Origin of the sequence: Microbacterium sediminis, assembly GCF_004564075.1 — a bacterium.
Taxonomy (GTDB): domain Bacteria; phylum Actinomycetota; class Actinomycetes; order Actinomycetales; family Microbacteriaceae; genus Microbacterium; species Microbacterium sediminis.
In genome coordinates this window covers 2,482,302-2,501,335 of the sequence record NZ_CP038256.1, presented here as the reverse complement: position 1 = coordinate 2,501,335, position 19,034 = coordinate 2,482,302, and the positions used below count along the sequence as shown (strand labels likewise).

The 19,034-nt window shown below is 73.4% G+C and carries 17 protein-coding genes; 12 read left to right on the top strand and 5 right to left on the bottom strand.

What is annotated here, in order from left to right; all coding sequences use genetic code 11:
- The first annotated feature begins 54 nt into the window (after nucleotides 1-54).
- Both E3O41_RS11960 and E3O41_RS11955 read left to right on the top strand, forming a co-directional pair.
- On the top strand, nucleotides 55-558 hold the full coding sequence (locus tag E3O41_RS11960; RefSeq protein ID WP_240482308.1) for an SRPBCC family protein: 504 nt from the start codon (nucleotides 55-57) through the stop codon (nucleotides 556-558).
- Between the two features lie 88 nt (nucleotides 559-646).
- Nucleotides 647-967: a DUF7882 family protein gene (locus E3O41_RS11955; protein WP_067024970.1), complete on the top strand. Its 321-nt coding sequence runs from the start codon at nucleotides 647-649 to the stop codon at nucleotides 965-967.
- Between the two features lie 55 nt (nucleotides 968-1,022).
- On the opposite strand, the gene E3O41_RS11950 is transcribed toward E3O41_RS11955, so the two are convergent.
- On the bottom strand, nucleotides 1,023-1,367 hold the full coding sequence (locus E3O41_RS11950) for a DUF7882 family protein (protein ID WP_067024967.1): 345 nt from the start codon (nucleotides 1,365-1,367) through the stop codon (nucleotides 1,023-1,025).
- A 119-nt stretch (nucleotides 1,368-1,486) separates the two neighbouring features.
- Between E3O41_RS11950 and E3O41_RS11945 the strand changes: the two genes are divergently transcribed.
- The 4 genes from E3O41_RS11945 (at nucleotide 1,487) to E3O41_RS11930 (ending at nucleotide 5,210) form a co-directional block, all read left to right on the top strand.
- Nucleotides 1,487-2,596: a 5-methyltetrahydropteroyltriglutamate--homocysteine S-methyltransferase gene (locus E3O41_RS11945; RefSeq protein WP_067024964.1), complete on the top strand. Its 1,110-nt coding sequence runs from the start codon at nucleotides 1,487-1,489 to the stop codon at nucleotides 2,594-2,596.
- Nucleotides 2,597-2,683: 87 nt separating this feature from the next.
- Nucleotides 2,684-3,403 (top strand): GTP pyrophosphokinase, encoded by a 720-nt coding sequence (locus tag E3O41_RS11940; RefSeq protein ID WP_067025346.1) that lies wholly within the window; start codon nucleotides 2,684-2,686, stop codon nucleotides 3,401-3,403.
- 86 nt (nucleotides 3,404-3,489) lie between these two features.
- Nucleotides 3,490-5,058 (top strand): sodium-dependent transporter, encoded by a 1,569-nt coding sequence (locus E3O41_RS11935; protein WP_067024961.1) that lies wholly within the window; start codon nucleotides 3,490-3,492, stop codon nucleotides 5,056-5,058.
- Entirely contained in the window at nucleotides 5,055-5,210 is a 156-nt protein-coding gene (locus E3O41_RS11930; protein ID WP_135012445.1) for a MetS family NSS transporter small subunit, read from the top strand. Before E3O41_RS11935 ends, E3O41_RS11930 begins: the two co-directional genes overlap by 4 nt.
- Before the next feature lie 126 nt (nucleotides 5,211-5,336).
- Here E3O41_RS11930 and E3O41_RS11925 read toward each other — a convergent pair whose 3' ends face one another.
- A complete protein-coding gene (locus E3O41_RS11925; protein ID WP_067024957.1) occupies nucleotides 5,337-6,143 on the bottom strand; it encodes an SDR family NAD(P)-dependent oxidoreductase in 807 nt (268 codons plus the stop codon).
- Between the two features lie 119 nt (nucleotides 6,144-6,262).
- Here E3O41_RS11925 and E3O41_RS11920 point away from each other — a divergent pair, with 119 nt between their 5' ends.
- From E3O41_RS11920 to E3O41_RS11905, 4 genes are all read left to right on the top strand, one after another.
- A complete protein-coding gene (locus E3O41_RS11920; protein ID WP_067024954.1) occupies nucleotides 6,263-6,808 on the top strand; it encodes a TetR/AcrR family transcriptional regulator in 546 nt (181 codons plus the stop codon).
- Complete coding sequence (locus E3O41_RS11915; RefSeq protein ID WP_067024951.1) at nucleotides 6,808-7,284, top strand: hypothetical protein; 477 nt, start codon at nucleotides 6,808-6,810, stop codon at nucleotides 7,282-7,284. The genes E3O41_RS11920 and E3O41_RS11915 overlap by 1 nt, the downstream gene beginning before the upstream one ends.
- A 73-nt stretch (nucleotides 7,285-7,357) precedes the next feature.
- Nucleotides 7,358-8,215 (top strand): hypothetical protein, encoded by an 858-nt coding sequence (locus tag E3O41_RS11910; protein ID WP_083990858.1) that lies wholly within the window; start codon nucleotides 7,358-7,360, stop codon nucleotides 8,213-8,215.
- Between the two features lie 30 nt (nucleotides 8,216-8,245).
- The gene (locus E3O41_RS11905; RefSeq protein ID WP_067024948.1) at nucleotides 8,246-8,965 is read left to right on the top strand and encodes a LysR family substrate-binding domain-containing protein; all 720 of its coding nucleotides are present in this window, start codon (nucleotides 8,246-8,248) and stop codon (nucleotides 8,963-8,965) included.
- A 19-nt stretch (nucleotides 8,966-8,984) separates the two neighbouring features.
- Here E3O41_RS11905 and E3O41_RS11900 read toward each other — a convergent pair whose 3' ends face one another.
- The gene (locus tag E3O41_RS11900) at nucleotides 8,985-9,392 is read right to left on the bottom strand and encodes a transferase (protein ID WP_067025340.1); all 408 of its coding nucleotides are present in this window, start codon (nucleotides 9,390-9,392) and stop codon (nucleotides 8,985-8,987) included.
- Between the two features lie 146 nt (nucleotides 9,393-9,538).
- Here E3O41_RS11900 and E3O41_RS11895 point away from each other — a divergent pair, with 146 nt between their 5' ends.
- The gene (locus E3O41_RS11895) at nucleotides 9,539-10,183 is read left to right on the top strand and encodes a YitT family protein (RefSeq protein WP_135012443.1); all 645 of its coding nucleotides are present in this window, start codon (nucleotides 9,539-9,541) and stop codon (nucleotides 10,181-10,183) included.
- Between the two features lie 446 nt (nucleotides 10,184-10,629).
- Here E3O41_RS11895 and E3O41_RS11890 read toward each other — a convergent pair whose 3' ends face one another.
- On the bottom strand, nucleotides 10,630-11,412 hold the full coding sequence (locus E3O41_RS11890) for a DNA-formamidopyrimidine glycosylase family protein (protein WP_067024942.1): 783 nt from the start codon (nucleotides 11,410-11,412) through the stop codon (nucleotides 10,630-10,632).
- Entirely contained in the window at nucleotides 11,405-16,150 is a 4,746-nt protein-coding gene (locus E3O41_RS11885; RefSeq protein ID WP_135012441.1) for an Lhr family ATP-dependent helicase, read from the bottom strand. Before E3O41_RS11885 ends, E3O41_RS11890 begins: the two co-directional genes overlap by 8 nt.
- 208 nt (nucleotides 16,151-16,358) lie before the next feature.
- On the opposite strand from E3O41_RS11885, the gene E3O41_RS11880 reads away from it, so the two are divergent.
- Nucleotides 16,359-19,007 (top strand): hypothetical protein, encoded by a 2,649-nt coding sequence (locus E3O41_RS11880; RefSeq protein ID WP_067024937.1) that lies wholly within the window; start codon nucleotides 16,359-16,361, stop codon nucleotides 19,005-19,007.
- Nucleotides 19,008-19,034 lie beyond the last annotated feature (27 nt).

Sequence of the window (19,034 nt, the reverse complement as noted above, 5' to 3'; positions counted from 1 at the left end):
CTAACGTGGCCCGCACGACGGACACATCCGCAGCAATCGCAGGGAGGCAGCGACATGACCATGACCAAGCTCCGCGCCGAGGTCGACGTCGACGCACCGGTCAGCCAGGTGTACAACCAGTGGACCCAGTTCGAGTCGTTCCCGGAGTTCCTCGGGGCGGTCAAGTCGGTCGACCAGATCGACGACGTCCGGACGCTCTGGAACGTGAGCATCGCGGGGCGGGAGCACAGCTTCTACGCCGACATCGTCGAGCAGGTGCCCGATCGCCAGATCGCGTGGCAGAGCACCGACGGCAAGTTCCACACCGGCCGCGTGGACTTCACCCCCAACGCCGAGGGCACGCACGTCGCGCTGGAGATGGAGTGGGAGCCGGAGGGGCTGCTCGAGGCGGCGGGCGCGGCGATCGGCATCGACGACGCGCAGGCGCGGACGGATCTGCGCCGCTTCAAGGAGTTCATCGAGAACCGTGGCTCCGCGACCGGGGAGTGGCGCGGAGAGATCCACGGGGGCGTCGAGGATTCTCGACCCGGTGAGCAGTCCGGCAGCGTGGGGGCGTGACCGGACGTACCGCCTTCCCGGAGGGCCCGGGTAGCCCGACCGGGAAGGCGGTATATCACCTGCCAGGCATGTGGGCTAGGGTCGCCGTATGGGACGTTTCCTCTACGGTGCGACGGCCACAAGCGTCGAGCTGGACGACCGGACGCTCGCGCACCTCCGCCTCGTCGTGATGAACAAGCTCCGCCGTGGCGAGCCGTTCATGTTCGACACGAAGATGGGCGAAGGCGAGGGGCGACGCAGCTTCTGGCTGCACCCGGCCGTGCCGCTGCAGTTCCACTTCTCCGGCGGTCGCGCGCCGCGGCTGAACCGGGCCTGGCTCGATGACCTCATGGTCGCCGCGAGCGGGCCGAACGGGCTCACGATCACGCCCGAGCCGCCCGAGCCGTCGTCGGCGCTTCCCGAGGAGTGACCGCATGAGGAAGGGCCGGCCCCGATGGGGACCGGCCCTTCCTCATGCGCGGGCGTCACTTGCCCGAGTCTTGGTCCTCGTCGTCGCACTCGTCGGGCGCCTCGATGTGCTCATCGACGAGCGTGATCCCGCCCAGGGCGTTCGCCGAGTGCGCGAGCTCCTCGACCCAGGCCCGGTTCAGCTCGGGCGCCCCCGGCTCGTCGAACACGAAGCGCAGCGGCAGCGACGGGTGGATCCAGATGGTGCTGCGGCCCTGCGGCTCGCCCTCGGGGTGCCGCCACGACACCGTGAAGCTCTCGTTGCGGCGCAGCTTGGCGATGATCACGACCTTCAGGTGTGCGAGCGCGCGGTCCTCGATGTGGATCGGGACGGCTGATCCGCCGTAATAGAGAATGCCCATATCCACACCGTAGCCGTGCGGGCCCATCCCTGCCGGGCCGCGCCGCGTGGCGGAAGGGGTTGTGACGCCGCGTGACGCCGGGTTGCGGGCGGCCGCCGGCGCGGGCCTACGCTGAACGGGTGACCGTGAACCCCCCGTACCGCGCCGACATCGTCGGATCGTTCCTGCGTCCCGAGTCCCTCAAGGCCGCCCGCGCCGATGCCGAGGCCGGCCGGATCGGGCCCGATGAGCTGCGCGCCGTCGAGGACCGCGAGATCGCCGCGCTCGTGTCGCGCCAGGCCGAGAGCGGCCTGCGCGTGGCCACCGATGGCGAGTTCCGTCGCTCGTGGTGGCACTTCGACTTCTTCGACGGGCTCGACGGCGTCTCGGTCATCGACACCGACCACGGCCTGCCGTTCCAGGGCGCGGCCACCAAGCAGAAGGCCGTGCAGGTCAACGGCCGCATCGGGTTCTCCGCGCACCCGATGCTTGCCCACTGGCGCGCGCTCAAGCCCCTCGCCGACGCGGCGGGCGTGCAGCCGAAGTTCTCGCTGCCCTCGCCGACCGTGCTCGACTTCCGGGTGGAGCCGGCCAACCTCGTCGCCGCGGAGTACGGCTCGCGCGACGACTACGTCGACGACCTCGTGCAGGCCTACCGCGACGCCATCGCCGCCTTCTACGCCGAGGGCGCCCGCTACCTCCAGCTCGACGACACGGCCTGGGCGTACCTGTGCAGCGACACCGAGCTGGAGCGGGCGCGCACCGAGCGCGGCATCGAGACCGACGGGCTGGGCGAGCGCTACGCCTCGATCCTCACGCGCGTGCTCGAGGGCAAGCCCGACGACCTCGTGGTGGGCACGCACATCTGTCGCGGCAACTTCCGCTCCACCTGGATCAGCTCCGGCGGCTACGAGCCGATCGCCGAGAACCTCTTCAGCGTGCCGTACGACGCCTACTTCCTCGAGTACGACAGCGAGCGCGCGGGCGGATTCGAGCCGCTGCGCTTCCTCGCCCCCGGGGAGCAGACGGTCGTCCTGGGGCTCGTCACCTCGAAGTCGGGCGAGCTCGAGCCGGCCGACGAGATCACGCGCCGCGTCGACGAGGCCTCGCGCTTCGCCGATCTCGGCCAGCTCGCGCTGAGCCCGCAGTGCGGGTTCGCCTCGACCGAGGAGGGCAACGTGCTCACCGAGGACGAGCAGTGGGCCAAGGTCCGCCACGTGGTCGACATCGCCGCCGACGTCTGGAAGTGACGCGCGCTCGCGCCGATCTCACAGCCGTTCCAAATGGCGCGTGCCTAGCGTGAGGCCATGACCACCAGCTCAGCGGCCGACCGGCCGATGACCGGCGACGCGGCGGACGCCCTCACCATCGACGACGAGGTGCTCGAGCACGCCCGCGAGCTGCGCGACGATCTCGCCCGGTTCCTGTCGGAGTACCGCTTCGGCATGCGCGAGATCGAGACGAAGATGCTGATCCTCCGCGAGGACTTCGAGCACACGCACGCGTACAACCCGATCGAGAACGTCTCGTGCCGGCTGAAGACGCCCGACTCGATCCTGGCCAAGGTGATGCGCAAGGGCATCGAGCCGGACTTCGAGTCGATCCGCGAGGAGATCACCGACATCGCCGGCGTGCGCGTGACGTGCAGCTTCGTGAGCGACGTGTACCGCCTCTTCGAGCTGCTCGCCGGCCAGGACGACGTCACGGTGCTCGAGGTCAAGGACTACATCGCCCAGCCGAAGCCGAACGGCTACAAGAGCCTGCACGCGATCGTCGAGGTGCCGGTGTTCCTCTCGACGGGCACCGTGCGCGTGCCGGTCGAGGTGCAGTTCCGCACGATCGCAATGGACTTCTGGGCCAGCCTCGAGCACAAGATCTACTACAAGTACGAGCGCCAGGTGCCGCGCCGGCTCACCGACAGCCTGCGCGACGCGGCCTACACCGCGGCGGAGCTCGACGAGCGCATGGAGCGCATCCACCGCGAGATCCACGGCGCGACGCCCGAGCCGGTGCGTCCGCTGCGCGCGCTGGAGGGCGGTGGCGAGCAGGTCGCCTGACACGCGGGTCGGTTTGCCCTCGCGCCCGCGCCGCGTAACCTCGGTGATCGGCGAAAGCCGACGATCCACCGCGAGCGAGGAGCATCATGGCGCGAGCACATGGCGAGGCCACGGCCGTCCCCGAACGGGAGCAATGGTCCGGGCAGATCGGGTTCATCCTGTCGGCGCTGGGATCAGCCGTCGGCCTGGGCAACATCTGGCGCTTCCCCGGTGTCGCGTACGAATCGGGTGGCGGCGCGTTCCTGATCCCCTACCTCGTCGCGCTCGTGACCGCGGGCATCCCGATCCTGTTCCTGGACTACGCGATCGGGCACCGCTTCCGCGGCTCGGCACCGCTCGCCCTGCGCCGCCTGGGCGGCAGGCTCGGCGAGGGCCTGGGCTGGTTCCAGGTGCTCATCAGCGTGTTCATCGCGATCTACTACACGGCCGTGCTGGCGTGGTCGTCGAGCTACTTCGTGTTCTCGTGGGATCTGCGCTGGGGCGACGACACGACGGCGTTCTTCACGGGCGAGTATCTGCGCGCGGCGGGTGAGCCGTTCACGCTCGACTACGTGCCGGCGGTCGCGATCCCGCTCGTGATCATGTGGGTCATCACCCTCGGCATCCTCGCCGCGGGTGTGGTCAAGGGCGTGCAGCGGGCGAACGTCATCATCATCCCGCTCCTGGTCGTCGCGTTCGTCGCGATCGTCATCTATGCCCTGACGCTTCCGGGCGCCGCGCAGGGCGTGAACGAGTTCTTCACTCCGGACTTCGCCGCGCTCGCCGATCCCAACGTGTGGATCGCGGCCTACAGCCAGATCTTCTTCTCGCTGTCGGTGGCGTTCGGGATCATGATCACCTTCGCCTCGTACCGCAAGCGCCGCTCGAACATGACCGGCGCGGGACTCGTCGTGGCCTTCGGCAACTCGTCGTTCGAGATCCTCGCCGGCATCGGCGTGTTCGCGACGCTGGGCTTCTTCGCGTTCCAGCAGGGCGTGGAGATCGGCGACCTCGAGGGCCTCACCGGCGTGGGCCTGGCGTTCATGACCGTCCCGGCGATCGTCAGCGAGATGCCCGGCGGCGCGTGGGTGGGAGCCCTGTTCTTCGGCTCGCTCACCCTGGCCGGCCTGACCTCGCTCATCTCGATCCTCGAGGTGATCATCGCCGCGCTGCGCGACAAGTTCGCGCTCACGCGGGCGCAGGCGGTGCTCGGCTTCGGCGGCATCCTCGCCGTCGTCTCGCTCGTGCTGTTCGGCTCGACCTCGGGCCTGACGGCCCTCGACACGATCGACAACTGGGCCAACAACATCGGCATCGTCGGCTCGGCCGTGGCGATGGCGGTGATCGTGCTCTGGGTGCGCCGACGCGGCCGCGAGCTCGCGCGGCACCTCAGCGCCGTGTCGACGTTCCGCGTGGGCCGCACGTGGCTGCTGTTCACCTCGATCCTCGCCCCGGCCGTGCTCGCGTACATGCTCGTGACGAAGATCATCGACCTGCTCGTCAACGGCTACGAGGGCTATCCCGCCTGGTACCTCGGCGTGGCCGGCTGGGGCTCGGTCGCGCTGATGATCATCGGCGCGGTGCTGCTGCCGCAGCTGCGGTGGCGGCATGACCCGGACCGGTTCGAGGCCTGGCCGCGACCCGATCAGCTCGCCCTGAAGGGAGGAGTGCGATGACCCCGATCGCGATCCTGTTCCTCGTCATCGCGACGGTGCTCGTGTGGGGCGGCCTCGTCGCCTCGATCGTGTTCCTCGCGCGCCGGCCCGAGGTGGCGTCGTACCCCGACGGCGGCATCGCCCACGACGACCGCGACGAGGACGACCTCTAGGCCGCCGCCCCGCGCTGCCGCGCGCTGCCGCGTTCCTCCCGCGAGACTGCAGCCCCGCGCCGAGACAGCATGCGGTGTCAGCTGTCTCGGCGCGGGCGTGCAGTCTCGCGGATCGAGCCGCGCGGATCAGGCGGCCGACCAGCCGCCGTCCGAGGGGAGGATGACGCCGTTGAGGTTGGTGGCGTCGTCGGTGAGCAGGAAGGTGATCGACGCGGCCAGCTGGGCGGCCTGCGCGATCGAGGGGATCGCCGCCATGCCGCGCTGGATGCGGGGCGCCGCGAACTCGCTCGCGAACGGCGCCTCGATGCCGGTGGCCACGGCGCCCGGGGCGACCGCGTTGATCCGGACGCCGGTGAGCGCGTAGAGGTACGCCGAGCTCTTGGTCATGCCGACGACGGCGTGCTTCGATGCCGTGTACGCCGTGCCGGCGGCCGAGCCGCGCAGGCCCGCCTCGCTCGCGACGTTGACGATCGAGCCCTTGCCGGCTTCGAGCATGCCGGGGAGCACGGCCTTCATGAGCTTGAACGACCCGGTCACGTTGACCGCGAAGACCTTCTCCCACAGCGCGGGGTCGATCTCGTGAACCGGCTGCATCTTGTCCATGATGCCCGCCACGTTGGCGAGGCCGTCGACGGTGCCGCCCGCGGCGGCGACGATCTCGGCGATCGCGGCGTCGTCGGTGATGTCGGCGACGACCTTGACGATCGCGCTGTCGGGCAGCTCGGCGACGAACGCGTCGAGTCCGGCCTCGTTCATGTCCACGGCGACGACGGTGCCGCCCTCGCGCGCGATGCGCGACGCGGTGGCGCGGCCGATGCCCGAGCCGGCTCCCGTGACGATGATGGTCTTCCCGTCGAAGCGGCCGGGGGTGATCACTTCGGTCCACTGGGCCATCTGGGGGCCCATGGCTGCGGCGGCAGCTGCATCGCTCATGGCGAGCGTCCTTTCGTTACGCGGCCGACCGGTGTGGTCTCCGGCGACCGAGGGTGCGTCGTCAGGCGGCGGCGCGATCCGGACAGGATTGTCCGGATTCGCCCACTAGTTTAGTGAGCATGCCGGCCCCGTCCAAGCGCAATCGCGGCCCCGCCGCCGCCGCGGAGAACCGCCGTGCGCTGATCGACGCGGCGCGGGAGCTGTTCGCCGAGCAGGGCTTCGCGGTGCCCTTCAGCCAGGTGGCCAAGCGCGCCGGCGTTGGCCAGGCGAGCCTGTACCGGCACTTCCCCGACAAGCAGGCGCTCGCCGTCGCGGTGTTCGACGAGAACCTCGCCGATCTGGAGCGCCGCTCGCACGACCTGCGCGGCTTCCTCGAGCTGATCGTCGCGCAGGCGCGCATGTCGACGTCGCTCCTCGAGGCGCTCACCCTCGGCGAGGACCCCGCGGCCCGCGCGCTCGAGGAGCGGCTGCGCGGCGTGATCGAGGGCGTGCTGGACCACGAGCGCGGTCACGGGCGCGTCGATGCCGCCGTCGAGGTGGACGACGTCGCCACCGCGGTGAGCATGATCGCCTTCCATGCGGCGTTCCTCTCGGGCGATCGCGATGCCGACGCCGGGCGCGCGATCGCCCTCATCGAGCGCGCCCTCGCGCCGCGGGGCGACTGATGGACCTCGAGTCGGTGTTCGCGCGGGCGCGGGAGCGGCTGGCGCCGGTGCCGCGCGAGGGGCTCGGCCGGCTGGTCGTGCCCGGCGGGCTGCGGCGGGCGCTCGGCGGGCAGCCGCGGATCGTGCCGGACGGCGAGGCCTGGCGGGTGGGCGTGCTGCTCCTCGCCGACGACGCGGTATACGAGGTGGGCGACGTGCTGCGCGCCGCGCCGGAGCGGCGCCGCGGCTTCACGGCCGAATCCGCTCGGCAGCGGGCGCAGGCCGCCGCGATGTGCATCCGCGGCGGGTTCGCGGAGGGTGCGACCGTCAACGTCGACCACACCCGCATCGACCTCGCCGCGGTCGCGGCCGGCGGGGCATCCGGGCCGCTCGACGGGCGCGGCGAGACCGTGACGGTGCGGTGGACCTCCGGCGGCGCGCGGATGCCGCTGGAGACGTACCTGCGCGAGCGGATCGACATGATCCTCGGCGGCTGACCGCCGCGAGCACACCCGCGCGCCGGCGTGCAAGCCCCTCGTGCCGCCGCCCGCGAGCGCGGAAGGTGGGGGAATGAGTCGTACCGAGCATGCCCCGACCGCCGCGCCCCGCGGATCCGGGGATCGCACCGCGAACGGCCGCGACGTGCTGCGGCAGGTGGCCGTGGCGATCGCCGTCGCGGGCGCGCTGATCGGCGGGTTCATCGGATCGGGCGCCCTCGGTGGGCGATCGGTGGACGAGACCCAGGGCGGCGCGCTGGGACCGGCGGGGTCGCTGCTCGCGCCCGCGTCGCCGGCGTTCCTCATCTGGACGCCGCTGTACGCCGGGCTCGTGGCGTATGCCGTCTGGCAGCTGCTGCCGTCGCAGCGGCGAAGCCCCCGGCACCGGGCCGTGGGCTGGTGGCTCGCAGCCATCGCCGTGCTGGAGGGGCTGTGGATCCTCGCCGCGCAGCTGCTGCCCCTGTGGACGACCGTCGTCGTGATGGCCCTGCTCGTGTTCGTCGCCTATCGCGCGCACCGCGCGGCGTTCGCGAGCCGGACGGGGCGGAGCCTGCGGGGCGGGATCCTGCTGGACGGCCTCGCCGGGGCTCACCTGGGCTGGGCCACCGTCGCGGGCGCGGCCAACGCCGGCGCGTGGATCGCCGGGCTGCACCTGGGCGGATGGGCCGGCGACGGGGCGGGCGTGTTGGCGCTCGTGCTGCTGGGCGCGGCGGGCATCGTCGTGTCGGCGCGCACGGCGTGGAGCGTCGCCGCGCCGCTCGCGATGGCGTGGGGTGCCGTGTGGATCGGCGTGGCGCGCCTGACGGCCGAGCCCGCGAGCGCGCCCGTGGGCGTGGTGGCCTTCGCGATGGCCGCGCTGCTCGCGGCGGTGTCGGTCGCGATGCGCGTGGTGCTGCTGCGCGGCGAGCGCGCCCGCCGCGCGCACGGGTGACGCGCACGCCGAGCGCATAGCCTTGTCGGTATGGCGAAGGGGAAGGCCGCGGGCGGCGCGCGCAGGGGACCGCGCCCGGCGCGACCGCAGCCGACGCCGCAGAAGCGCCCGAAGCCGGCCCCGCGTCCCGAGGTCGGCGACGCCGCGGGCCCGCCGCGCACGTTCCGTCTCGGCGCGATCCCGGGCGCCATGCCCGGCAAGTGGATCGAGCGGTGGCGCGAGCGGATGCCCCGCGTCCCGCTGGAGCTCGTGCCGATCCCCGTGGCCGATCAGCGCGCGGCGCTCAACGCCGGCGAGGTGGACGCCGCGCTCGTGCGGCTGCCGCTGCCCGGCGACGCCGATGCGGTGCACGTGATCCGCCTCTACGACGAGGTGCCCGTGGTCGTGGCGGCCGTGGACTCCTCGCTCCTCGCGGCCGACGAGCTGACGGCCGATGACCTCGCCGGCGAGGTGCTCATCACGCCGCGCGACGACGTGCTCGGCCCGCTGGGGCTGCCCACCGAACCGCCGCGGTTCGAGGCGCCGGAGACGACGGAGGACGCCATCGCGATCGTCGCCTCGGGCGTCGGGATCGCGGTGATGCCGATGTCGCTCGCGCGCCTGCATCACCGCCGCGACGTGGACTACCGGCCGCTGTCGGGCGGACCGGCGAGCACGGTGGCGCTGGCGTGGCGGCGCGACCGCGACTCCGACGACGTGCAGACGTTCGTGGGGATCACGCGCGGCCGCACCGCCCGCTCCTCGCGCTGACGCCCGTCAGCGCCGGGTGTCAGGCGGCGAGATGAAACCCGCGGCGATCGGTCTTGATGCGCGCGCCGTCGGGGATCGACTCGTCGTCGCGGATGATCGCGCCGTCGGGGATGAGCGCCTCCGCGCCGATGTGCGAGCGCACGCCGATGTGTGCGTGCGATCCGACGATCGCGCCGGGTCCGATCTGCGCGTTGGCATCGACGATCGCGCCCGGGCCGATCTGCGCGTGCGGTTCGACCCACGCTCCGCGCGCGATGCGCGCTCCGGCGGCGATGCGTGCTCCCGGCTCGATATAGGCACCCGATTCGACCATGGCGTCGGGGTGAACCTTGGCTCCGTGCGCGACGAGCCCTCGGCCGTTGGCGTGCTTGCGGTAGCGCAGCGTCTCGCCGTGGTCGTTCTCGATGTCGACGTAGTTCTTGCCCACAGTGCTCCTCCGCGGCCAGCGGTTGAGGCCGCTGATCACGACAACACCATGCCTCCCCGGGCTATTCCCCGCCCGGGAGCCGCCTTCACGTCGCCTGTGAGCCCCGGCGTCGCGGGGCCGAGGCGCCGGCGATCTATCGTTGACGGGTGACCGCATCGCCCCGACCCGCCCCGCAGCAGCTCGTGTTCGAGTGGGAGCAGACGCGGCACAGCATCGCGGAGGACGTGCTCGGCATCGTCACCGGCACGTTCGTGGTCGCGCTCGGCCTGCACCTGCTCAAGGCCGTCGGCGCGGTCACGGGCGGCACGGCGGGCCTCGCCCTGCTGATCGATCAGCTCTCGGACATCCCGTTCTGGCTCATCTTCACCCTCGTCAACGCGCCGTTCGTGGCACTGGCGCTGTGGAAGAAGGGCGTGCGGTTCACGGTGCTCACGGCCCTCTGCGTCGGCGGCGTCGCCGGCCTGTCGGTCGTGAACGCGGCCTGGATGCCGGCGGCCGGCCTGCAGCCCGTGTACGCCGTGGTGGGCGGGAACCTGCTCGTCGGCGTGGGCCTGCTGATCCTCTTCCGGCACGGGGCGAGCGTGGGCGGCGTCAACATCATCGCGATCCTCGTGCAGGAGCGCACCGGCTTCCGCGCCGGGTGGACGCAGATGATCGTCGACGTGCTCATCATCGCGGCCGCGTTCGTCGCCGCCCCCTGGCCGCTCGTGCTGCTCTCGGCGGCCGGTGCCGTGATCCTCAACCTCGTGCTCGCCCTGAATCACCGGCCCGGCCGCTACATCGGGCACTAGCCGCGGGTCGGCGGTGCGGCGGGCGTTTGCGCGCTTGGCGAGGGGATCCGCGCTGGGGCGGAGGGTTTGCGCGGGATTCGTCCTCGGGAGTGGGGATCTCCTTGCGGGGCGTGGGGTGTGGCCGCCGGAGTGCGCGGTGTGTCGGATCGGCGCGGTGGTGCGGTGCGGCGGCCAGATTGCGCGCTTGGCGAGGGGATCCGCGCTCGGGCGGAGGGTTTGCGCGGGATTCGTCCTCGGGAGTGGGGATCTCCTCGCGGGGCGTGGGGTGTGGCCGCCGGAGTGCGCGGTGCGTCGGATCCGCGCGGGGCGGCGGTGGGATTGTGCGCTTGGCGCGGGGATTTGCGCTCGGGCGGAGGGTTTGCGCGGGATTCGTCCTCGGGAGTGGGGATCTCCGCCCGAAGCGCGCGACCTGGCCGCCCGAGCGCGCGTCCGGCGCGGGCCGGGCGCTACGGCGCGGCCGGCTGGCAGCGCGGGCACCAGTACACGACGCGCTCGCGCGTGGGGTCGGCGCCGAGGGCGCCGCGGCGGATCGGGGTGCCGCAGCGCCGGCACGGCTGGTGCTCGCGGCCGTAGACCCAGCGGTCCTGGCCGCGACGGGCGATGCCGGTGAAGTTGCGCACCGGCAGCTCGACGTTGCGCCGGATCGTGCGCACGCCGAGTCCGAGCAGCGCGACCACGTCCACATCGCGCGCGGGCGTCTCGGGGTGGACGCCCCGCAGGAACAGCAGCTCGCTCGCGTACTCGTTGCCGAAGCCCGCGACGAGGCGCTGATCCTGCAGCGCGACGTGGATCGGCCGGGGATCGGCCGCGACGTTCGCGACGGCGCGGTCGAGGTCCCAGTCGGGGCCGAGGGGGTCGGGACCGAGATGCCCGACGAGGCGATGCTCGTCGCGGGTGGGCAGCACCTCCACCATCGCCAGGTCGAAGCCCACGGCCTCCATGCCCGGCACCTGGACGACGGCGCGGGCGCGGAAGCCGGGTTTCGGCCAGCGCGCGCCGCGGGGCACGAGCACCCACTCGCCCTCCATCTTGAGGTGCGAGTGCAGCGTCGCGTCGCCGATCCGGTGCAGCAGGTGCTTGCCGCGGGCGGTCACCTCGCGCACGGTCTGGCCGCGCAGGTCGGCGGTGGCCGATCCCGGCACGCGGATGTCGAACCACGTCACCGTGCGGCCGGCGAGCTCGGCGTGCATGCGCCGGGCCGCGCGGTGGACGGTGTCGCCCTCAGGCACGCTCGCGCCTCAGCGTCAGGCCGCGCGTCGACTCGACGAAGCCCGCGGCCCGCAGGGCACGGCCGAGCGGCGCGGTGTAGACGAACTCCCCGTTGGCCTGCTCGACCGTGAGGGTCTCGAGCCGGCGGGCGCGGGCGGTGGCGGCCAGATCCGCGCAGGCCGCCGCGATGATCGCCTCGTCGTCGGTGAACACGAGGGCCGTGCGTCCGCCGCGCTCCAGGTAGAGCACGAGCGCGCCGTCGACGAGCACGACGAGGCCGCCGGCCTTGCGCCCCGGGCGGTGCCGCACGCCCTCGAGCGCCGGCCACGGCAGCGCGGCGCCGTAGGGGTTGGCAGGATCGGTGGCCGCGAGCGTGATCGCCCGCAGCGGCGCGGGATCGGGGAGCCCGGCGAACGTGCGCAGGCGGTCGATCGTGGGCGAGGTCGCGAACTGGGCCGCGCCGAGCTTCTCGATGAGGTAGCCGCGGCGGCAGTGGCCGGCCTGCTCGAGCCCCGCGAGCGTGCGGTACGCCTGCGCGAAGCCGCCCGGCACGCCCTCGTTCTGCACCGCGCCGCGCGTGACCACGCCGTGCCGGTCGAGCAGGATCGAGGCCGTGGCGGCCGCGCGAACGGTCGCCTCCGGCTCGCGGGCGGGCAGCGCCGACCAGCGGCCGCCCACGAGCGGCCGCGGCGCCTGCGGACGGGCGGCCGCGCCGCGGTACAGCCGGCTGCGCGGGGTGCGGCGCTGGGTGCGGTGCGCCTGGCTGCCCCCGCCCAGGAGCGTGCGCACGGGCGAGAACGTGTCGTTCGTCACGCGCCCCGCCCACACGAGGCCCCACAGGGCGTCGACCACGGCCGTCTCGGACACGAGCGCCGCCTCGGCGTCGGGCATGCGCGCGCGGACCATCTCGGCCAGCTGCGCCGCGAAGTACGCGCCGCCGAACGACAGGATGCCGAGCAGGCGGCCCTCGATCGACTCGGGATCGACCTCGCCCTCCGGCTCCGGGAGGGTGATCGCCGCCGCGTCGGAGGGGTGCAGGGCGATCCACCCGTCGCGCCCGGGGAGCGATCCGTGCCCCGACCAGACCACCTCGCCGGTCGCGGTGAGCTCGTCCAGAAGCGCGGGCGTGTAGTCCCGCACGCGCGAGGGCAGCACGAGCGACTCCCATGCGCTCGCCGGGATCGGCACGCCGGCCAGCTGCTCGATCGCGGCGAGGACGCCGTCGATGCTCTCGAGGGGGCGGTTCAGGTGCTGCCAGTCGGGCAGGAACCGCGCGTACGCCTCGGGCGAGACCGGCTCGACGCTGCCGCGCAGGGCGGCGAGGGAGCGCATGCGGATGCGGCGCAGCGCCTCGGCGTCGCACCACTCCGACTCGTCGAGCGCCCCCTGACCCTCGGGCAGGAAGAAGCCGCTGGCCACGCGCCCCTGCTGCTCCAGCCGCTGCAGCGTGTGCCGGGCCACCGCGGTGCCGATGCCGAGACGGGCGGCGACCGCGTCGGTCGTGAACGGACCGTGCGTGCGGGCGAAGCGCGAGACGAGATCGCCCAGCGGATCGGCCACGGGCTCGAGGAAGGCGACCGGCACGCCGACGGGCAGCGGGATCCCCAGCGCGTCGCGCAGCCGGCCGGCGTCCTCGATCGCGGCGAACCGCTCGGCGCCCGCGATGGTCACGGGGATCGCGCGGCGGGCGGCGACGAGGGCGTCGAGGTGGGACGCGGCGGCGGTGGCATGTTGCGGCGTCGGTCTCGACTCGCTGCGCTCGCTCGACCCGTCTCGGCTCGCTTCGCTCGCTCGACGAGCCGTGGGGGGATCATCGAGCGACGCGGTCGCGGTGGTCGCTTCAGCTGCGCTCGCTCCGCTCGCCTCGTTCAGCAACCGATCGGGCGAAGACTCATCGGGCTCCAGGCGGGCGGCGACCTCCTCGGCCGACAGGGGGCCGAGGACGCGGAGCAGATCCGCGACGCCCTCGACGCCGCGGGCGCGGCGGTCGGGCGCGAGGCGCTGCTGCTCGGCCTCGTACTGGGCGATGACGTCGGGGTCGAGCAGCTCGCGCATCTCGACGCGGCCGAGCAGCTCGCTCAGCAGCGCCGGATCGACCGACAGGGCGGCCGCGCGGCGCTCGGCGAGCGGCGAGTCGCCCTCGTACATGAACGCGCCGACATACCCGAACAGCAGATCGCGCGCGTAGGGGGAGGGGCTGGGGGTCTCGGTCTCGACGAGCCGGATCCGCCGCTCCTGGATCCCGCGGGCGAGGCGCGTGAGGGCCGGCAGGTCGTACACGTCCTGCAGCACCTCGCGCAGCGTCTCGAGGATGATCGGGAACGTCGGGTGGTTGCGCGCCACCTCCAGCAGCGCCGCCGATCGCTGCCGCTGCTGCCACAGCGGCTGGCGGCGGCCCGGGTTCATGCGCGGCATGAGCAGCGCGCGGGCCGCGCACTCGCGGAACCGCGAGGCGAACAGCGCCGATCCGCCCACCTCGTCGGTCACGATCTGCTCGAGCTCCTCGGGCTCGAAGACGAACAGCTCGGCGCCCGGCGGATCGGACTCGGCGTCGGGGATGCGCGCGATGATGCCGTCGTCGCTCGCGACCGCCGATCCGTCCACGCCGAGGCGCTCGCGGATGCGCGCGTTCACGGCCAGCGCCCACGGCGCGTGCACGTGCATGCCGTACGGGGAATGCAGGATGAGCCGCCAGTCGCCCACCTCGTCGCGGCCGCGTTCGACGGTGAGGGTGCGATCGGTGGGGATCGATCCCGTCGCCTCCTTCTGCTCGGCGAGGTACGTGAGCAGGTTGTCGATCGCGCGCTCGTCGAGCCCCGCCTCCGCGAGCCGCTCGACGGCCTTCTCGCGCGGCGACGACGACAGCTCCCGCGCCATCGCCCCGAGCGCCTCGCCGAGCTCAGCGGGCCGGCCGAGCCCGTCGCCGTGCCAGAACGGGACCTTGCCCGGCTGCCCAAAGGCGGGCACGACGTTGACGCGGTCGTGGGTGATCTCGACGATGCGCCAGCTGGTGGTGCCGAGCGTGAACACGTCGTTCACGCGCGACTCGTAGACCATCTCCTCGTCGAGCTCGCCGACCCGCGCGTTGCGGGTCTCGCCCGCGACGAACACCCCGAACAGCCCGCGGTCGGGGATCGTGCCGCCGCTCGTCACGGCGAGGCGCTGGGATCCGGGGCGGCCCTCGATCGTGCCGGCGTCGCGATCCCACACGAGGCGCGGGCGCAGCTCGGCGAACTCGTCGGACGGGTATCGGCCGGCGAGCAGATCGAGCGTCGCCTCGAACGCGCTGCGGGGCAGGGTGCGAAACGGCGCGGCGCGGCGCACCGACTCGAACCACGCCTCGACCTCGATCGGCCCCAGGGCGGTCGCGGCGACGGTGTGCTGCGCGAGGATGTCGAGCGAGTTCTGCGGGATGGAGATCGCCTCGATCCGCCCCGACAGCATGCGCTCCGTGACGATCGCGGTGTGCAGCACGTCGGCGCGGTGCTTGGGGAACAGCGCGGCGCGGCTGATCTCGCCCACCTGGTGGCCCGCGCGTCCGACGCGCTGCAGGCCGCTGGCCGCGCTCGGCGGGGCCTCCACCTGGATGACCAGGTCGACGGCGCCCATGTCGATGCCGAGCTCGAGGCTGCTCGTCGCCACGACGCAGCGCAGCGCGCCCGACTTGAGCTCCTCCTCCACGACCGCGCGCTGCTCCTTCGACACCGAGCCGTGATGCGCCTTCGCGAGCACCGGGTCGGCGCCCGCGACCGATCCGGCCTGCGCCATCATCGCGGCGGGGACGGACGGCGCCGGCACCTCGAGGCCCAGCCGCTCGGCGTAGATCTCGTTCAGCCGGCCCGTGAGCCGCTCGGCGAGGCGGCGCGAGTTGGCGAAGACGATCGTGGACCGGTGCTGCAGGATGCGATCGACGATCGCCTCCTCCACGTGCGGCCAGATCGATCCGGTCATCTCGGTCGACTCGGGAGGACGGAACCACTCCTCCTCGCCGTCGTCGGGGGCCGGGGCGGCGCCGGCGGCCGGCGGCGGGTTCTGCATGTCGTCGACGGGCACCGTGACCGTGAGGTCGAAGGTCTTCGACGCGCGCGGGGCGACGATGTCGACCGGCGCCGCGCCGCCGAGGAATCGCGCCACCTCGTCGATCGGGCGCACGGTCGCCGAGAGCCCGATCCGCTGGGCCGGCGTCTCGAGCAGGTCGTCGAGCCGCTCGAGCGAGACGGCCAGGTGCGCGCCGCGCTTCGTGGCCGCGACCGCGTGCACCTCGTCGATGATCACCGTGTGCACGCCGCGCAGGGTCTCGCGGGCCTGGCTCGTGAGCATGAGGTAGAGCGACTCGGGCGTGGTGATGAGGATGTCGGGCGGGGTGCGCACGAGCTTCTGCCGCTCCGACGACGGGGTGTCGCCCGAGCGCACGCCGACCGACACGCTGGGCACGTCGATCCCGAGCCGGCGCGCCGCCTGCGAGATGCCGACGAGCGGCGATCGCAGGTTGCGCTCGACGTCGACGCCGAGCGCCTTCAGCGGCGAGACGTAGAGGATGCGCGACGTCCGCTTCTCGGGCGCCGGCTCGCGGAAGACGCGATCGATGGCCCACAGGAATGCCGAGAGCGTCTTGCCCGATCCGGTCGGCGCAACGACGAGCGCGTGACGCCCGCTCGAGATCGCGTCCCACGCGCCCCGCTGCGCGTCGGTCGGTGCGGGGAACGCGCCGCGGAACCACTCCCGCGTCGCCTCGCCGAATCGATCGAGCACGTCCATTCGTCCATCCTGCCGCCGATCGCCGACATTCGGGCGGCGCCGCGTTCCCCGGGCAGCGGCGGGCGCCAGCGCTTACGGGCCACCCGAGCGGGCCGATAGCTTCCCAGTGGCGAGAAGCGCCGATCGTGCGGCCGCGTCCGCCGCATCGGCCTCCCGCCGACACCGTGCGCCGCCGAGCGGCCGTTCTCACTTCCGGGGGGCTATCCGAATGACCGACCACGACGTGCCGGCGGGCCAGACGCCGGGCCTCGACGCGCCGCAGGGCGCGAGCGTGCCGCCGATCCCGCCGCGCCCGCCGGTCCCCGGCGCGCCGGCCGACCACGCGACCGTTCCGCCGGCCCCGCCCGTGCCGCTCGCGGCGCCGGCCGGGCCGCCCGCCATGCCGGTGCCGCCCGCGACGCCCCAGGCCGCGCCGCCGCAGCCGTCCGGACCGTGGCAGTACGTGCCGCCGGTGACGCCGGCCGCCGCGCCCGCGCTGCCGAGGGCCCTCGTCGTCGACACCCTGACCACCGCGGGCATCGCCGTCGCGGCGACGGTCGTCGCGGGTCTTGTCATCGTGCTCGCCGCGATCGGCCTGCTCGCCGACCTCTCCGCGTCGATGGGCTCGGCGGCGTCCGGCATCGGCGCGTTCCTCGCGGCCGTCGCCATCGGCGCCGGGCTGGTCCTCGGTGGCGAGCTCTCGATGCGCGTGAGCGGTGCCGCCGAGTTCTTCTCGGCCGGCGCCTCGAGCTCGCTGTGGGTGTTCCCGCTGCTGCTGACGCTGGCGGTCATGGCGGTGTCGCTCTGGTGGTCGTGGCGGTGCGAGCGTCGCACGCCGTCCGCGCGCGTGCACCGCCTGCTCGCACCGGTCGCGTCCGGCCTCATCGCCTCGCTCGTCGTGCTGCTGATCGCCGCGATCTTCGCGGTGCGTCAGGATGCGGGCGGGGCGGCCATCGAGGTGACGGGGGCGAGCTTCCGCGTCGTCGTGTTCGGCACGATCCTGCTCGCCGCGGCCGGCGCGGCCGGGCGCGCGCTCGGGGCGCGCACGACGCCGGGCGAGGGCATCGTCGCCGCCGCGCGCCGCGTGCTGATCGGGCTGCCGGCGCTGGTGCGCGAGACGCTCACGGTCGTCACCGTCTTCGCGATCGTCTTCGTGCCGCTGTCGCTCATCGTCGGCGTGGTCCTGCTCGTGGACGCCGATCAAGCCGCGGGGATCCCGCTGCTGCTCGTGCTCTGCCTCAACGTGGCACCCGTGCTCGCGGTGTTCGCCCAGCTCGGCGGCGTCGAGGCCGGCATCGGCGGCATGAGCCAGGTCGGCACGATCTTCACGGTGGACGTGTGGTGGCTGTGGCTGGTCACGGCGCTCGCGGTGGTCCTGGCCGCGATCGCCGCGGTCCGGATCGGCACCCGCCGACCGCGCCGCGCGGCGGGCCTCGACCTGACGGTCGCGTGGCGCCTGCCGCTCGTGATCCTCGGCCTGTGGGTCGTGTTCGGCCTGCTGTTCTTCGGTCTCTCGGGCACGGGCATGGCGACCGCGGCGTTCCTCTCGGGCGGCGCGAGCGCCGGCATCGCGATGAGCTGGTGGACGCCGCTGGTGATGCTCGTGTGGGCCGCCGCGATCGAGCTCGGCGCGCAGGTGCTGCCCTCGCTCGTCTACGCCGCGTCGCCGCAGCTGCTCGCCCTCCTCGCCGGTCGCGGCGCCGCGGGGGCGTGGCTGATCGGCCCCGCGGTCGTCGCGCCCGCCGGGCCGTCTGCCCCCGGCGCGGCGTATGCCGCCGCGGCGCCGGGTGCCCCCGCGCCGGGCGCCCCCGTCGCGCCCGGGACCGCGCCCGTCGCCGGGGCTCCCGTCGGCGCCGCGCCGACGATGCCGGTCGCTCCGCTCGCCCCGCCGAAGCCCCTGAGCCCGGCCGCGAAGAAGGCGCTGCTGTGGACGGGGATCGGCGTCGGCGCGGTCGCGGTGATCGGGATCGGCGGTGCCGTCGCGGTCTCGATCGTCAACGCCGGCCGCGGTCCCGCGGCGGTCGCGCAGGAGTACGTCGAGCTCATCGCCGCGGGCCAGGCCGAGGCCGCCGGCGCCGCCGTCGATCCGAACGTGCCCAGCGCCGATCGCGCGTTCCTGACCGACGAGGTGCTCGGATCGGCGACCTCGACGATCTCGGACGTGCGCGTGGAGGGTGGCGAGGGCAGCGGCGACGTCCGCGGCGTCACCGTCACCTACCGCCTCGACGGCGTCGACCAGACCGCCTCCCTCGACGTGGAGCGCACGGGCAACGAGTGGCTCGTGCTCGAGAACTGGCGCGTGACCACGCCGCTCGTCGTGGAGGCCCAGGTCGGCACCGACGGCACGGGCGGCGCGACGATCGGCGGCGTCGAGGTGCCGATCGACGACGAGTTCTTCGGCACCGGCACGGTGTACCTGTACCCCGGCGTCTACGAGGTCGAGCCGGCGGCGTCGGACTTCTTCGCGGCCGACCCGGCCACGCTGCTCGCCACGAGCGAGCCCAGCGGCGATGCCGGCTATGCCGTGCTGGACTTCCGCCCGACCGACGCCCTCGAGACCGAGGCCGAGGCCCAGGTCGCGGCTCTCCTCGACGAGTGCGCGGCCCAGGGCATCGGCCGACCGGACGACTGCCCGCTCTACACCTACGTCTACCCGTCGGACACGCCCGTCGCGTGGGAGATCACCTCGTACCCGACGCTCACCGTGTCGGAGGACGGCTCGTCGTTCATCGCCGAGGGCGGCGTCGCCACCGCGACGTACCTGGAGCAGGACTGGCTCTCGGACGAGGAGGAAGAGGTCACCGAGGAGGTCGAGATCGACTTCTCCGGCTCGATCGCGTTCGCGGACGGCGAGGTCGTCGTCACCTACGGCTGGTAGCAGCCCCGCCCGGGTCGCCGTCCCACC